Source organism: Streptomyces sp. NPDC043812, assembly GCF_056436245.1.
Genome location: NZ_JBWKCY010000009.1, coordinates 16,675 through 30,678, shown reverse-complemented (window position 1 = coordinate 30,678; position 14,004 = coordinate 16,675). Strand labels below are relative to the sequence as shown.

General features: G+C 73.1%; 13 protein-coding genes. 6 read left to right on the top strand and 7 right to left on the bottom strand.

Features of this window, described 5'->3' with window-relative positions; translation table 11 throughout:
• Window positions 1-49: 49 nt before the first annotated feature.
• Window positions 50-655, bottom strand: coding sequence for a GTP-binding protein (locus AC067Z_RS15280; protein WP_478789979.1), 606 nt, complete (start codon window positions 653-655; stop codon window positions 50-52).
• Window positions 656-785: 130 nt separating this feature from the next.
• On the opposite strand from AC067Z_RS15280, the gene AC067Z_RS15275 reads away from it, so the two are divergent.
• Window positions 786-1,379, top strand: a complete 594-nt coding sequence (locus AC067Z_RS15275; protein WP_478789978.1) for a GNAT family N-acetyltransferase — start codon at window positions 786-788, stop codon at window positions 1,377-1,379.
• Between the two features lie 46 nt (window positions 1,380-1,425).
• Here the strand turns inward: AC067Z_RS15275 and AC067Z_RS15270 are convergent, their stop codons facing one another.
• Genes AC067Z_RS15270 through AC067Z_RS15255 form a run of 4 tightly spaced genes read right to left on the bottom strand, consistent with a single transcriptional unit; the run spans window position 1,426 to window position 5,826 of the window.
• Window positions 1,426-1,830, bottom strand: coding sequence for a DUF742 domain-containing protein (locus AC067Z_RS15270; protein ID WP_478789977.1), 405 nt, complete (start codon window positions 1,828-1,830; stop codon window positions 1,426-1,428).
• Window positions 1,827-2,249, bottom strand: a complete 423-nt coding sequence (locus AC067Z_RS15265; protein ID WP_478789976.1) for a roadblock/LC7 domain-containing protein — start codon at window positions 2,247-2,249, stop codon at window positions 1,827-1,829. Before AC067Z_RS15265 ends, AC067Z_RS15270 begins: the two co-directional genes overlap by 4 nt.
• The gene (locus AC067Z_RS15260; protein WP_478789975.1) at window positions 2,246-4,933 is read right to left on the bottom strand and encodes a sensor histidine kinase; all 2,688 of its coding nucleotides are present in this window, start codon (window positions 4,931-4,933) and stop codon (window positions 2,246-2,248) included. Before AC067Z_RS15260 ends, AC067Z_RS15265 begins: the two co-directional genes overlap by 4 nt.
• 50 nt (window positions 4,934-4,983) lie before the next feature.
• Complete coding sequence (locus AC067Z_RS15255; protein ID WP_478789974.1) at window positions 4,984-5,826, bottom strand: MHYT domain-containing protein; 843 nt, start codon at window positions 5,824-5,826, stop codon at window positions 4,984-4,986.
• Between the two features lie 159 nt (window positions 5,827-5,985).
• On the opposite strand from AC067Z_RS15255, the gene AC067Z_RS15250 reads away from it, so the two are divergent.
• The 3 genes from AC067Z_RS15250 to AC067Z_RS15240 all read left to right on the top strand — a co-directional run bounded on the left by AC067Z_RS15250 (window position 5,986) and on the right by AC067Z_RS15240 (window position 8,011).
• Window positions 5,986-6,594, top strand: coding sequence for a class I SAM-dependent methyltransferase (locus AC067Z_RS15250; protein ID WP_478789973.1), 609 nt, complete (start codon window positions 5,986-5,988; stop codon window positions 6,592-6,594).
• Window positions 6,595-6,744: 150 nt separating this feature from the next.
• Window positions 6,745-7,065, top strand: coding sequence for a hypothetical protein (locus AC067Z_RS15245; RefSeq protein WP_478789972.1), 321 nt, complete (start codon window positions 6,745-6,747; stop codon window positions 7,063-7,065).
• 85 nt (window positions 7,066-7,150) lie between these two features.
• Complete coding sequence (locus AC067Z_RS15240) at window positions 7,151-8,011, top strand: hypothetical protein (protein WP_478789971.1); 861 nt, start codon at window positions 7,151-7,153, stop codon at window positions 8,009-8,011.
• A 71-nt stretch (window positions 8,012-8,082) separates the two neighbouring features.
• On the opposite strand, the gene AC067Z_RS15235 is transcribed toward AC067Z_RS15240, so the two are convergent.
• Both AC067Z_RS15235 and AC067Z_RS15230 read right to left on the bottom strand, forming a co-directional pair.
• Window positions 8,083-8,265: a hypothetical protein gene (locus AC067Z_RS15235; RefSeq protein WP_478789970.1), complete on the bottom strand. Its 183-nt coding sequence runs from the start codon at window positions 8,263-8,265 to the stop codon at window positions 8,083-8,085.
• A gap of 69 nt (window positions 8,266-8,334) precedes the next feature.
• Window positions 8,335-9,459, bottom strand: coding sequence for a fatty acid desaturase family protein (locus tag AC067Z_RS15230; RefSeq protein WP_478789969.1), 1,125 nt, complete (start codon window positions 9,457-9,459; stop codon window positions 8,335-8,337).
• Window positions 9,460-9,754: 295 nt separating this feature from the next.
• Here AC067Z_RS15230 and AC067Z_RS15225 point away from each other — a divergent pair, with 295 nt between their 5' ends.
• Both AC067Z_RS15225 and AC067Z_RS15220 read left to right on the top strand, forming a co-directional pair.
• A complete protein-coding gene (locus AC067Z_RS15225; protein ID WP_478789968.1) occupies window positions 9,755-12,649 on the top strand; it encodes a DEAD/DEAH box helicase in 2,895 nt (964 codons plus the stop codon).
• On the top strand, window positions 12,646-13,944 hold the full coding sequence (locus AC067Z_RS15220) for an SWIM zinc finger family protein (protein WP_478789967.1): 1,299 nt from the start codon (window positions 12,646-12,648) through the stop codon (window positions 13,942-13,944). The genes AC067Z_RS15225 and AC067Z_RS15220 overlap by 4 nt, the downstream gene beginning before the upstream one ends.
• The last annotated feature ends 60 nt before the right edge of the window (window positions 13,945-14,004 follow it).

The window sequence follows — 14,004 nt, the reverse complement described above, 5'->3', positions numbered from 1 at the left end:
TCGCAGGGCAAGGTGCGGCCGCAAGCCACAGCGCACCGCCCTGACGGCCCTATCCGACGGTGTCCAGCATCCGGGCGGTGTGCATCCGGCCCGCGTACTCGACGAGGCGGACGAGGACCTCCTTGCCCGAGTCGCGGTCGCGCGCGTCGCACAGCACGACGGGCGTTCCCTGGTCGATGTCGAGCGCGCGGGCGACCTCGTGCGCGCCGAACGACCGCGCACCCGGGAAGCAGTTCACCGCGACGACGAACGGGATGCGGCGGTGCTCGAAGTAGTCCACGGCGGGAAAACAGTCGCTGAGGCGCCGGGTGTCGGCGAGGACGACGGCCCCGAGCGCCCCCTGCGACAGCTCGTCCCACAGAAACCAGAACCGGTCCTGGCCGGGGGTGCCGAACAGATAGAGGGACAGCCCCGAGCGGATGGTGATGCGGCCGAAGTCCATGGCGACGGTCGTGGTGGTCTTCCGGGCGACGCCCTCGGTGTCGTCGACGCTCGCGCCGGCTTCGCTGAGCCGTTCCTCGGTGCGCAGGGGCCGGATCTCGCTCACGGCGCCGACGAGCGTGGTCTTGCCGACGCCGAAGCCGCCCGCGACCAGGATCTTCAGCGCGAGGGCAGTGGTGTCCCCGGCGTTGGTGTCAATGCTGTCGGAGGCCATCGGTCGCTTCTCCCAGGGGTGCTCGGGCGGGTTGGGGGCGGATCTCCGCCGGTTCGGGCGAGTGCGCCGGGCGGCGCGGGGCCACGGATATTCGCTGGCGGGCGGTACGGCGGAGGGACAGGATCGCGGCATGCGTGCCTTCCTGGAGACCGGCCGAATGACGCTGCGGCCCTTCGACGAGTCCGACACGGACCGTGTGCTCGCCGTCAACAACGACCCGGAGGTCATGCGCTACATCAACGGTGGTGCAGGGACGACCCGCGAGGAGGTGCTGCGCACGGCGATGCCGCGCCTTCTGCACCGCTACCCGTGCCTGGAGGGCCTGGGCGCGGCGGACGGACGGGGCCACTGGGCCGCGTACGAGCGCGGCGCGCGGGAGACGTTCCTCGGGTGGTTCGTCTTCCGTCCGCTCGCCGACGACAGCTGCGAGGAGGTCGAGCTGGGCTACCGGCTGTCCCGCGACGCCTGGGGCCGCGGGCTGGCGACGGAGGGTTCGCGCGCGCTGATCCGCGTCGGATTCACGGAGCTGGGCGTGCTGCGCGTGACCGCCAACACGATGACGGTCAACGTGCGTTCGCGGCATGTGATGGAGAAGTCGGGACTCCGCTACGTCCGCACCTTCTTCGAGGAGTGGCCGGAGGAGATCGAAGGCTCCGAGTTCGGTGACGTCGAGTACGCCGTGACCAGGGACGAGTGGCTGCGCGCCGACGGGCCCCAGGGCTGAGCGGTCCCGTCCGGCCGCTGCCCCGGCGTCCTCGGGGCGCCCTCCGTCACAAGGCACGCAGGCCCTCGATGACTTCACGCAGGATCCTTTCGTCCGGCAGCTGTGCGGGCGGCACAGGGCGGCTGACCTTCACATATCCGGCTTCGAGCAGATCTCCGAGGAGTACGCGCACGACGCCGACGGGCAGGTCGGCGTCGGCCGCGAGCTCGGCGACCGACTGTGTCTCGCAGCGGCAGAGCGCCAGGAGGGTGCGGTGCTCGGGGCCGAGGAGGGAGTCCTCGGCGGAACCTGGTGCGTCGTCGTCCACCACGACCAGCGCGATCAGGTCGAACCGCACGTTGCTGGGCCCGGGTTTGGTCCGCCCGCCGGTCATGGCGTAAGGGCGCACCAGCGGTCCCGCGTCGGCGTCGTACCACTGGCTGCCGACGGGCTCGGGTGCGGAGCCGTTCATTGCGCGCCGGTACGCGCCGGCGTGCGCAGATGCTCGCCGACACGGCTGACGAGGCGGGCCATCTCGTAGGCGATCAGCCCGATGTCTGCGCTGACCGCGGTGAGCAGGGCGAGGCAGGAGCCGTCGCCGGCAGCGGCCACGAACAGGAAGCCGTCGTCCATCTCCACCATCGTCTGCCGAACGCCGCCGGCGCCGAAGTGGCGTCCCGCGCCCTTCGCGAGACTGTGGAAGCCCGACGCGACAGCGGCGAGGTGCTCCGCGTCCTCCCGGGTGAGCCCGTTGGAGGCGCCCACAGGCAGTCCGTCGTTGGACAGCACGACCGCGTGCCGGACCTCGCCCACGCGCAGGACGAGGTCGTCCAGCAGCCAGTCGAGGTCGCCGAATCGGTAGTGGGCCACGGCTGACTCGTGCTCGGTCATGCTCGGTCTCCTTCACTGCCAGGTACGGGTTCACTGCCCGGGACGGGCGATCCGGGCGCGGCGCCGCCGCCCCTCGCCCAGCCGTTGCGGTAGGCGGTCATCCGGTCGCGGACGAGTTCGGGTGTGCGGTCGTCGGCGCCGTCCTGGTGCTGGCCGGGGCGCGCCCGGTCGGCCGGCGGCTTCTCGCGCAACTGCGGGACGAGGTGGGACTGACGTACGCGGCGGGGAAGTTCGCCGTCGGCTGCCGGCTGGGGAACGTCACGCAGCCGAAGGGCGCGTACGGCGGGCGGCTCGGGAGCCTGCTGCCGGGCATCGGCGGGCGGTCGGCCGGGAGCGGCCGCCTGGGGCTGCGGTCCGGCCGGGATCCCGGACTGGAGCCTCGGCGCGGAGCGGACGGCGCGGGGCGCCGGACGGGGGCGGGACCGTTCCTCGTCCGCCTCGGCCCCGATCTGCCGGGGTGCGGGCCGGCGCGGATCCTGGGACCGGGGCGCAGTGGTGCGCTCCGGCGGCCGGCCGGTAGCCGGCGTTCCGGTGCGCGGCAGCGGGCGGGCGTCCCGGTCCTCCGGAAGCGGCGCCCGCGCTCCACTGCCCGCGGGCAGTTGGCCCTGCAGCAAGGCCGTGGGGAGCAGCACCACCGCGGTGCTGCCTCCGTACGGGGAGGTGCGCAGCTGCACCTTGATGCCGTGGCGTGCGGCGAGGCGGCTGACGACGAAGAGTCCGAGCCGGTCGCTGTCGAAGAGATCGAGCGCCTCCGACTCCGCCAGTTTGCGGTTGGCCTCGGCCAGGGCCTCCTTGCCCATGCCGAGCCCGCGGTCCTCGACCTCCAGCGCGTAGCCGTTGCCGACGGGTTCGCCGTTGATACGCACCTTGGTGTGGGGCGGCGAGAACTGGGCGGCGTTCTCCACGAGTTCGGCCAGCAGATGGGTGATGTCGGCCACGGCGGCGCCGAGCACGGCCGTCTCGGGGAGCTGCCGGACTTCCACGCGTGCGTAGTCCTCGATCTCGGAGACGGCCGCGCGCACGACGCTGGTCAGTGGAACGGGCGTGCTCCATGCGCGGCCGGGTGCTGCGCCGGACAGGATGATGAGGCTCTCGGCGTGGCGCCTCATCCGGGTGGTGAGATGGTCGAGCCGGAACAGGTCGCCCAGTTCGCCCGGGTCGTCGGCCCGGCGCTCCATGGCGTCGAGCAGGGTGAGCTGGCGGTGGACGAGGGTCTGGCTGCGACGGGCGAGGTTGACGAACACGCCGGAGATGCCGCCCGCGAGTTCCGCGCGCTCGACGGCGGCGCTCAGTGCGGCGCGGTGCACGGTGCCGAGCGCTTCGCCGACCTGGCCGATCTCGTCGTCGGACGGCGCTCCGGGGGGCGCCTCGGCCCGGATGTCGATCTGTTCGCCGGTGCGCAGCCGCCGCATTGCCTGCGGGAGTTTGCGCCGGGCGATCTCCAGTGCGCTGTTGCGCAGGGTGACGAGTTCGACGACGAGGGCGCGGCCGATGCGTACGGAGATGACCAGGGCCGCCGCAACGGCCACCAGTCCGAGGAGCACGGCCGCTCCGCCCGGGGTCAGCAGTCCGCCGGCCACGGGGTCGGCACGGTCGGCGGCACTGCGGCGGGCATCGGCGCCGATGTCGCGCAGCGCGGCGCTGACGGTGGCGTGCGCCCGCTCCCAGGTGTCCGCGTTCACCGCCGTGGCGGCACGCCGTCCGGCGGGTGCTTCGGCCACCCGGTCCTCGGCCGTGCGCAGCGCGCGGTAGGCGTTCTGCTCGGTGAGTTCGCGCCAGGCGGCGCGTTCGGGACCGTGCAGATCCGCCGCCGCTGCGTCGGCGAGCGCCGTGCGGGTGGCGGCGGCGCCGGTGAACAGCCTCAGCCGCGAGGCGTCGAAGGACTTGGTGACCTGGGCGGAGGTCAGCAGCGCGTCCTGTCTCGCAAGCATCTCCTGTGCCCGGTCGAGTTCGAGCAGCACGCGTGCGTCGGAGGCCCGCCCGCTGTCCTGTATCCCCGCGACGGAGCCGCCAACGGCGAACGCGGCACCGACGACGTCGTTGTAGGTGTCGTACGCGGCGTTCCAGTCGGCCTCGCCGGCTGCGGCGGAGGTACGGGTCGGGGCCAGCTTGTCGGCGAGGGTGACGAACTCATCGAGCCGTGCTGCCACTTCGCGCGGCACGTCGCCGCCGGCGGCGACGGTCAGGCCGTCGTCGAACCGGAGCCTGCGCATCGCGTCGCCGGTCCGCCGGACCTCGGTGTCGAGGGCGGCGGCACGTTCGGGGGAAGGGGCGGCGATCTGGCGCAGTGCCGCGCGCCGTTCGGCCTGCACCGCAAGGACGGCCGCGGCCACCGGATCGCTCACCTGCTCGTCGATGATGCGCAACTGCCGCAACCGCGCCACGTCCTGAGCGGTCGTCACCGTGGCGAAGCCCCAGAGGGCGAGCAGGGACAGGACGGGGACCATCAGCAGAGAGATGATCTTCGCGCGCACGGTTCGGGGGCGTGGGACGAGGCGCCCCATGCCGGACTGCCGGCTCGCGGGGACCGGCCCCGGGGCGGGCTCCGAACGCGGGGCGGCTTGGCCGGTGTGTTCGACCGCGGGTGCCCCCGCGTGTGCGCGTCGCCCGCGGGAAGTGGTGCCGCCGTGCGGCGGGGGTGGGGGCGGGGTCTTGCCGCCGGGGGTCCTGCGGGGTGTGCGCATGGCCTCCTCGTTCCGGTTACGGGTCTGTTGACGGCTGCGCCGTCGGCTCGTCAGGCGTTCGCCGAGGTGGTGGGCGCGGGGGCGGGCGGGCCGTTCTTCGCGGCGGGTTCGGTGTCGTCCGGGCCGTCGGCGGTGTCGTCGTACTCCCCGGCCGCGGCGTAGGCGGACCGTTCGGCCGCCGTCGGGGTGAGGGCCACGAACGCCGCGGTGACGAAGAGGTAGGAGCCCAGGCCGACGGCGAGGGGGAAGATGAACTGCATCGCGGTGGCGCCGGGCAGCCCGTGGTCGGCAGGCGCCACGTCCACGCCGACGGCGAGCATTCCGGTGTAGTGCATGCTGCTGACCGCCGCGCCCATGACGAGCGAGGCGACCGCGACCGCGATCGGCGACTTGATGTTGAGGGCCGCCCACAGGGCGGCGGTGGCGGCGACCACGGCGATGACGACCGACAGGGCGACGAGCAGCGGGTCGTAGTGGACGGTGCCGTGCAGGCGCAGTGCGGCCATGCCCAGGTAGTGCATGCTCGCGACGCCGAGTCCGGTGGACAGGCCGCCGATGAGCAGGGCCCGCACCCGGTCGCTGCCGTAGCCGACGCAGAAGACGCCCGCGCCGACGACGACCATGGCGACCAGCAGGCTCAGGATGGTCAGTGGCACGTTGTAGCGGATGTCGGTGCCGCGCACGGCGAAGCCGAGCATGGCGACGAAGTGCATCGTCCAGATGCCGGTGCCGATGGCGGATGCCGCGGTGAGCAGCCAGTTCCGCCGGGAGCGGCCGGTGGTGCCGAGGGCGCGCACGGTGCAGCGCAGCCCGAGGGCGGCGCCGATGACTGCCATCAGGTACGACAGCGCAGGGGTCAGCATGCCGAATGCGGCGTGGTCCAGGTGTCCCATGGCCCAGGGACGCTAGTCCGCCGGGGAGCGCACGCCGGGCGCAGTTCGAAAGCTGATGGAATATGACAGAGAGATGTTTCTGAACGATCGCGCACGGCTCGAACGTGTGCACAGAACGGTCACGTGACGCACGCCTGGTTCGTGGCGGATCATGTACGCATGGCCGACGACCACACACGCGTCCAGGAGTTCTTCAGAACCCGTGCCGCGGGCTGGGACAGCCGCTTCCCCGACGACGGCCCGGCGTATGCCGCCGCCGTCGCCGACCTCGGGTTGCACCCCGGCGACGCGGTGCTCGACGCGGGCTGCGGCACCGGCCGCGCGCTCGGGGCGTTGCGTGACGCCGTCGGCCCGCGGGGCACAGTACTGGGCATCGACCTCACCCCCGAGATGCTGATCGAGGCCCGGCGTGCCGGACGGGACGGCATCGGCCGCCTGCTGCTGGGCGACGTGGCCAGGCTGCCGCTGCGTTCCGCCTCCTTGGACGCGGTGTTCGCCGCCGGCCTGATCGCCCACCTTCCGCAGCCGGCCGGCGATCTGCGCGAGCTGGCTCGTGTCGTCCGCCCCGGCGGCGCCCTCGCCCTGTTCCATCCCATCGGCCGGGCAGCGCTCGCCGCCCGTCACGGGCGCGCGCTCACCGACGACGATCTGCGTGCGGAGCCCAACCTGCGGCCGCTGCTTGCCGGTTCGGGATGGCGAATGACCTCCTACGCGGACCGCGACGACCGCTTCCTCGCTCTCGCCGTGCGGGAGGAGGCCGGGGTCTGAAGCCCGCTGCCGACGGCCGAACTCACCATCTGCGCCAACGGCGTTTGTCCACGGCCCGTTCGTACATACGCCCGCCGCCGTTCGAACTCCTCCCGGGGGTGGAAGACTTGAGAGGTCCGGCGGCATGCGCCGCTCACTCTTCCGGGGAAGGTGGTCCGCGTGTTCGCCCGGATCCGCAAGCTCTTCGCCCAGCGTCCCGTCCGGCCCGCGCAGCCACCCGGCTGGGAGCGTCCGCCGCAGCACAACGTCTTCGAGGCCGCGGCGACGTACGTGACGGCGAGCGTCGAGGACGACGAGGACCGGATAGACGAGGCGTCGAGCTGGGTGGCTCCCGACGCGCTCGTCTTCGGGATCAACGAGCTCGCCTGCCGCGCGGTGATAGCCCTCGCCCGCGAGCGGGACGAGCCGGTGGAAACGGTCGCCCGCGGCCTCCTCGGACTGCCCGGAGCGGAACCGTCCCGGCCGGTTTAGGGTCCCTCCGGCGGGGCCGAACCCTCGACGTGCGGGTTACCCACTGGTTATGGTGCGCCGACACGATCGGGATGGGGAGGTTGCCGTGGCCGGGGCGGAAGAGGCCGTCGACGACGACGCGCTGTATGTGCTGACCGCGGTGCTGATGACGCCCGCCCAGTTCCCCAGTGTGCTCGGAGACGACTACCCGGCGGCCTGCGGGGCGCTGGCGCTCGAGCCGTACGCCGAGGGGTACGGCCTGGTCCTCGGGCAGGACTCGGGGGGCGCTCGCTGGACGGTCGTGGTCGACGACGTGTCTCTCGTCGCGGTCGCGATCGCGTCGTGGGACTGCGGGATGGACTACGACCTCTCCCCCGACGAGCGCTCGGTCGTCGCGGCCCTGCCGGGCTGGCCCCTGGCGCTCGCGGTGGCCGCGCCGGGCCTGCCGGCGCCGCACGACCCGGCCCCTGAGGAGGGCGACCGGACTCCGCTCAGCCCGCCCGACACGGATGCGTGGGGGGCCGCCCAGCGCAGGCTCGGGGCGGACGAGGTGGCGCTGCAGTGGGCGCAGTGGCGGGAGCAGACGGGGAACGAGACCGAGCGGGACGCTGCGGATCTTTCCGACCGCGCCCCGGACGACGGCTCCGCGGACGGCGACGACGATGCCGCCGCTGCCGAGCAGGCGGACGACGCCCGGCTGTCCGAGGGGGTACGCCGAGCGCTGAAGGAGGCTCGCGCCTACGCCGACACGCCGCCCCCGGCCGGCCGGGTCAGGTCGTCGTTCGCACCGGGCGGGGCGCGCACCATCCGTGCCGACGGGCCGGGCTGGTCGATGGTCGCGCGGACCGACGACATCGCGTTCGTCCTGCTGGACGACGAACCGTGCGAGGTGATCCCGGTGGAACGGGGTCCGCAACTGCAGTCGCTGCTCGATGCGCTGGAGCAGGTGGCCGTACACCCGGCCTGACGGGCGCACGGCTGCGGCCCGCGTCGAGCATGCGGGCCGCCACCGCCCCTCGGGGGTCCGTGCGGCCGGTGTCAGCGGCCGATCTCACGGCGGGAGGCCCGGCGCAGTCTGCGGCGCTGGCTCGGGTCGAGCATGAAGTACGCCGCTGTCGGGACACCGACCATCACCAGCAGGGACAGCCAGAAACCGAGCAGTGGCATCAGGAGCAGGCCGACGGCCACTCCCCCAATCACGATCTTCGTGCGTGTCGACATTTCCGTCGCCTCCTTCGCGGCCTGGGCCGCTCCTGATGGGAGAACGCGCGGGCTCGTCCCACGGTTCCACTATGCGGTCTCGCGCAGCGGTTCGCCGACCTCGTGCAGATGCGCCAGGGCCTGGCGGTAGGAGTCGACGAGTCCCGTCTCGGTATAGGGGATGCCCAGCGCGCGGCAGTGGGCGCGCACCAGGGGCCGGGCGAGCCGCAGATGCGGCCGCGGCATGCTCGGGAAGAGGTGGTGCTCGATCTGGTAGTTGAGACCGCCGAGGAACCAGTCGGTGACGTGCCCGCCACGGATGTTGCGCGAGGTCAGGACCTGCCGGCGCAGATGACCCCAGTCCCTGCCGTGTTCCTCGTCGGGCATCTCCATGCCCTTGTGGTTGGGCGCGAAGGCCATGCCGAGGTGGAGGCCGAGGAGCATCTGGTGCAGCAGCGCGAAGAGCAGCGCCTGTGCCGGCGGCATCGTGAGCAGCAGCAGGGCGGCGTACCCGGCGACGTGGGCGGTCAGCAGGGCCGCTTCCAGGGTTCGTGCGCGGCCCCGGAGGCGGGCGGGGCGGGTGCGCGAGAAGACGGCCCGGAATCCGTAGACCTTCAGTGCGATGCCCTCGAGGGTGGTGAGCGGGAAGAAGAGCCAGGCCTGGTGCCGGGTCAGCCACCCGTACAGACCGTCCCGCCCCTCGGCCTGCCGTTGCGTGAAGACCAGTATGTCGGCGGCGACATCGGGGTCCTTGTCCACGTGGTTCGGGTTGGCGTGGTGCCGGTTGTGCTTGTCGTTCCACCATTCCTGACTCATGCCGAGCAGCAGGTCGGCGTGGATCAGCTGGATCGTCCGGCTCGCACGGCGGTCGGCGGTGATCTGTGCGTGCCCGGCGTCGTGACCGAAGAAGGCCGCGCGGGCGGAGAGGACCGCGAGCAGCGGAGCGAGGGTCAGCACCCACCAGGAGCGGCCGACGAGTGCCATGCCGGTGATCACTGCGGCGAGGGCAAGGATGTTGACGGTGATGCCGCGGGCGTACCAGGCCGTCCGGTGCTCGAGCAGCCCCTGTTCCCTGACCTGCCGCAGCAGTGGTGCGAATTCGCTGCCCGCGCGCGGCCGGATCCGTGTCGCCGGACCGCCCGCGGACGGATCGCCGTCGGGGTCGGCGGAGGGGTCGGCGGCAGGGGCCGCGAGGGTGGCGGTGGCCTGGGGCATGGTGGTCTCCGGTCTGTTGGCCCGGGTGGGCTGCTGCGTCGTCCGTGCCGGCGGCACACGACCGCTCCGACCTGAGCAAACGTATGAATCGCCGCGTATCCGGGACCATGGCGCCACCACCCGGGCCGTTCGGGGGCAGGCCCGCCGCCAGGGGTGGTGCTGACGCCACCCCACGACAGGCCCTCACATCGAGTGGCCCGTGTCACACACCCATCGCGCCCGGGAGGGGCCGCCGCTGAGGTACCCTCGGCCGCTCCGGCCCTGAGTAGTCAAATTTGAGGAATGTGTCTTCGCTGTGCACAGGCTTCCCGCGGCAATACCGTCTCCGCCCACCGGACCCGCCCTCTCCCTGCCCGTCGTCGCCACCCTCGTCCGCTGCCCCGTGGTCTTCCTGCCGGGTGATCCGGCCCGCGCCGGGCGTGTCGCGTTTCTGCAGCCGCACGACGGCGTGCTCCCCTCCGCCCGGGGCGAGCCCGAACCACTCACCGTCGTCACACCGGAGCTCCGGACGGCAACCGTCCCCGTCCTGCTTCTGAGCGTCGCCGACGCCCTGCCCGTCCTGACCCGGGCACGGACCGCCGACAACGCCTCCGACGCCGCCCGCTTCTGGGGCGCCGCCGCGGTGTTCGCCCTTCAACTGGCCGCACGTGGACTGCTGTTGCCCGGTCTGAGCGCCACCGACACGGACTCATGGCGGATGGGCCCGCTCTCCGCCCAGGACCTCGACCGGCTGCGTACGCTCGCCGCGTCCATGCCTCCCTCCGCCCACGCCGTCCCGCTGGACCCGTCGGCCGTGACGCTGATGCTTCCCGAACCGCAGGCGCTGCTGCGGGAGTTCACCGATGCCGTCGCCGACGAACTGCCGCGCGGCCCGGCGGCTCCCGTTGCCGCCGGCGGGCACGCCTTCGCCGCCGCGGAACCGCTGCAACTGCCCGACCAGCGCGCCTGGGCGGCGGACATCGCCGCCGGGCACGACGCGGGTGTACGGCTGTCGCTGCGCATCGAGGTCACCGGTCTCGACACGGTCCAGGACGGCGGCACTGCCCCGGCGTTCCGGGCCGTCGTCCAAATGCACGGCGTCAGCGATCCCACGCTCGTCGCGGACGCGGCGGACGTGTGGGGCGGCTCCGGTGCGGTGGGCACGGCCTTCGGCCCCCGCGCGCGGCTGGACGCGCTGCTGGCCCTGCGGCGCGCGGCACGGGCCTGGCCACCGCTCTCCCCCTTGCTGAGCGCCGCCGTGCCCGACGCGATCGAACTCGCCGACGAGGAGGTCACGGAGCTGCTGGGCGACGCGGCGCGGGCCCTGGCTGCCACCGGTCTCCAGGTGCACTGGCCCCGGCAGCTCGCCCGCAGACTCACCGCGCGCGCCGTCATCGGTCCGGCCGACGACGAGTCGCCGGGGAGCGGCGGCCACAAGTCGTCCGGGCTGCCGTCGTTCCTGTCGGCCGACGCGGTGCTCGCCTTCAACTGGCGTTACGCACTGGGCGATCAGCAGCTCGGCAAAGCGGAGCTCGACCGGCTCGCGGAGTCGGGCCGTCCCTTGGTGAGGCTGCGCGACGAATGGGTGCTCATCGACCCCGAGGAGGTGCGACGGGCCGGCGAGAGCCAGGACCGCAGGCTCTCCCCCGTCGACGCACTCGGCCTGGTCCTCACCGGCTCCGCCGAGGTGGACGGCCGGCGCGTCGACGTCGAGGCCACCGGCCCGCTGGAGCGTCTGCGCGAACGCCTCGCGGATCCGGAGGGCGGTCCGCAGGAGATCGCCCAGCCCGAAGCACTGGCGGCGACGCTGCGCGACTACCAGCTGCGGGGACTGAACTGGCTCCACCGGATGACGTCCCTGGGCCTCGGCGGCTGCCTCGCCGACGACATGGGCCTCGGCAAGACCATCACGCTCATCGCACTCCATCTGCACCGCCGGACGGACCCCGCTGCCGCCGGACCCACGCTGGTCGTGTGCCCCACCTCGCTGATGGGCAACTGGCAGCGCGAGATCGAGCGTTTCGCCCCCGGCACCCCGGTGCGCAGGTTCCACGGCGCATCCCGCTCCCTCGCGGAGCTGTCCGAGGACGAGTTCGTGCTCACGACGTACGGCACGATGCGCCTCGACGCCGAGCGGCTCGCCGGGACCGGCTGGGGCATGGTCGTCGCCGACGAGGCGCAGCACGTGAAGAACCCGTACTCGGCGACGGCCAGGCAACTGCGCACCATCGGCACGAAGGCACGTGTCGCGCTCAGCGGCACACCGGTGGAGAACAACCTCTCCGAACTCTGGGCGATTCTCGACTGGACCACTCCGGGCCTCCTCGGGCGGCTCGGCACCTTCCGTTCCCGCTTCGCCCAGGCGGTGGAGGGCGGCAGCGACCCGGCGGCCGCCGCACGGCTCTCCGCCCTTGTGCGCCCGTTCCTGCTGCGCAGGCGCAAGTCGGATCCGGGCATCGCACCCGAGCTGCCGCCGAAGACGGAGACGGACCGGGCGGTGTCCCTGACGCGGGAGCAGACGGGGCTGTACGAGGCAGTGGTCCGCGAGACCCTCGCCGCGATCTCCGAGGCGGACGGCATGGAACGGCGCGGGCTCGTGGTCAAGCTGCTCACCGCGCTCAAACAGATCTGCAACCACCCCGCGCAGTATCTGAAGGAGGAACAGCCGCTGATCGCGGACCGTTCGGGAAAGCTGGAGCTGCTGGACGAGTTGCTGGACACCATCCTCGCCGAGGACGCGAGCGTCCTCGTGTTCACGCAGTACGTCCAGATGGCGCGACTCCTGGAGCAGCATCTGGAGCAGCGCGGCGTCCGGACGCAGTTCCTGCACGGAGGCACTCCGGTCACCGCACGCGAGGAGATGGTGCGGCGGTTCCAGAACGGCGAAGTGCCGGTGTTCCTGCTGTCGTTGAAGGCCGCCGGCACGGGTCTGAACCTGACCCGGGCCGAGCATGTCGTGCACTACGACCGCTGGTGGAACCCCGCCGTCGAGGCACAGGCGACCGACCGCGCCTACCGCATCGGCCAGGACCGGCCGGTGCAGGTGCACCGGTTGATCGCCGAGGGGACGATCGAGGATCGCATCGCGCAGATGCTGGAGCGCAAGCGGGAACTGGCGGACGCGGTGCTGGGATCCGGCGAGGCGGGGCTGACCGAGCTGACGGACGCCGAACTGGCGGACCTGGTGGAACTTCGAGGGGGCGGGCGATGAGCGGATCCGGTGAAGTGGAGCGGACGTTCGCGGCGCTGCCGCCGACGCACGGGCGGGGCTTCGCGCAGTCGTGGTGGGGCCGGGCCTGGCTGAAGGCGCTCGAGGACACGGCCCTGGACGGCCAGCAGTTGAAGAAGGGCCGCAAGCACGCCCGGGACGGAGCGGTGGGAGCGGTGTCGGTGCGTCCGGGCCGGATCACCGCGGTCGTCCGCGACCGGGACGGCACGCCCCACCGCAGCGACGTGCTGCTGCAGGAGCTCGGCGACGAGGAGTGGGACCGGTTCCTGGACATGGCGGTCGACAGGGCGGGGCACATCGCCGCCCTGCTCGACCGCGAGATGCCACCCCATCTGGTGGAGGACGCGGCAGCCGCGGGCGTGGAGCTCCTGCCCGGCATCGGGGACCTGGAGCCCGAGTGCACGTGCGAGGCCTGGGACCACTGCCCGCACACGGCGGCGCTCTGCTACCAGGTCGCGCGGCTGCTGGACGAGGACCCCTTCGTGCTGCTGCTGATGCGGGGGCGCGGGGAGCGGCAGCTGCTGGACGAGCTGCAGTTGCGCAGCGTCGCACGGGCGGGCGCGCCGTCACCGCAGGACGGCGAGGACGTCCCGGTGCCCGCCGGGGTGCGGGCCGACGAGGCGTTCGCGGCGCGGAGCATCCTGCCGCCGTTGCCCGCTCCCCCTCCGCTGCCCGAGGAGCCGGGCCCGGCGCCCGCGCTGGACACGCAGACGCCCCCGGCCGCGGGAGTGGACGCGGACGCACTGGAGTTCCTGGCCGCGGACGCGGCGGCGCGGGCGCACCTGCTGCTGGCGCTGGCGCTGACGCCCGGTCACGAGGACCTGCCGCCACAGCCGGTGCCGACCCGCGGTCAGGACGCGGTCCGGATGGCCGCGTCGGTGCCGGGACCGGTGATCGCGGCACGGCTCGCCGAGGGCACCGGGCGCACCCGGGCGGAACTGGACCTCGCGGTGCGGGCGTGGCGTTTCGGCGGGGCCACGGCACTCGCCGTCCTGGAGGAGGACGTCGCACTCGACGCGGCGCTGCTCGCACGGGTGACCACCGCGCTCGACGCGGCGTGGCAGGAGTCCGGCGATCCCGAGCGCCCCCGGGTGAGAGCGGCCGGCCCGGGGCGCTGGACGGTTGTCGGCACCCAGGTGCAGCTGCGCGTGGACGCCGACGGCCGCTGGTGGCCGTTCCGCAAGGAACGGTCCGCGTGGGCACCGGCGGGACCCGCGGCGCCGGACCCCGACTCGGCCCTGGCGGGCGTCCTCGGGGAGCCGCCGACGGCGTACTGAACGCAGGGCGGCGCCGGATGCCCTGGGCCAACTCGCCCGCAGCTTGGGGATGTTGGCGTC

Coding starts and splice junctions, on each gene's coding strand:
- AC067Z_RS15265 (WP_478789976.1), bottom strand. CDS start 2,249: ATGACCGAGCACGAGTCAGCCGTGGCCCACTACCGATTCGGCGACCTC.
- AC067Z_RS15270 (WP_478789977.1), bottom strand. CDS start 1,830: ATGAACGGCTCCGCACCCGAGCCCGTCGGCAGCCAGTGGTACGACGCC.
- AC067Z_RS15235 (WP_478789970.1), bottom strand. CDS start 8,265: ATGTCGACACGCACGAAGATCGTGATTGGGGGAGTGGCCGTCGGCCTG.
- AC067Z_RS15220 (WP_478789967.1), top strand. CDS start 12,646: ATGAGCGGATCCGGTGAAGTGGAGCGGACGTTCGCGGCGCTGCCGCCG.
- AC067Z_RS15255 (WP_478789974.1), bottom strand. CDS start 5,826: ATGGGACACCTGGACCACGCCGCATTCGGCATGCTGACCCCTGCGCTG.
- AC067Z_RS15260 (WP_478789975.1), bottom strand. CDS start 4,933: ATGCGCACACCCCGCAGGACCCCCGGCGGCAAGACCCCGCCCCCACCC.
- AC067Z_RS15280 (WP_478789979.1), bottom strand. CDS start 655: ATGGCCTCCGACAGCATTGACACCAACGCCGGGGACACCACTGCCCTC.
- AC067Z_RS15275 (WP_478789978.1), top strand. CDS start 786: ATGCGTGCCTTCCTGGAGACCGGCCGAATGACGCTGCGGCCCTTCGAC.
- AC067Z_RS15250 (WP_478789973.1), top strand. CDS start 5,986: ATGGCCGACGACCACACACGCGTCCAGGAGTTCTTCAGAACCCGTGCC.
- AC067Z_RS15230 (WP_478789969.1), bottom strand. CDS start 9,459: ATGCCCCAGGCCACCGCCACCCTCGCGGCCCCTGCCGCCGACCCCTCC.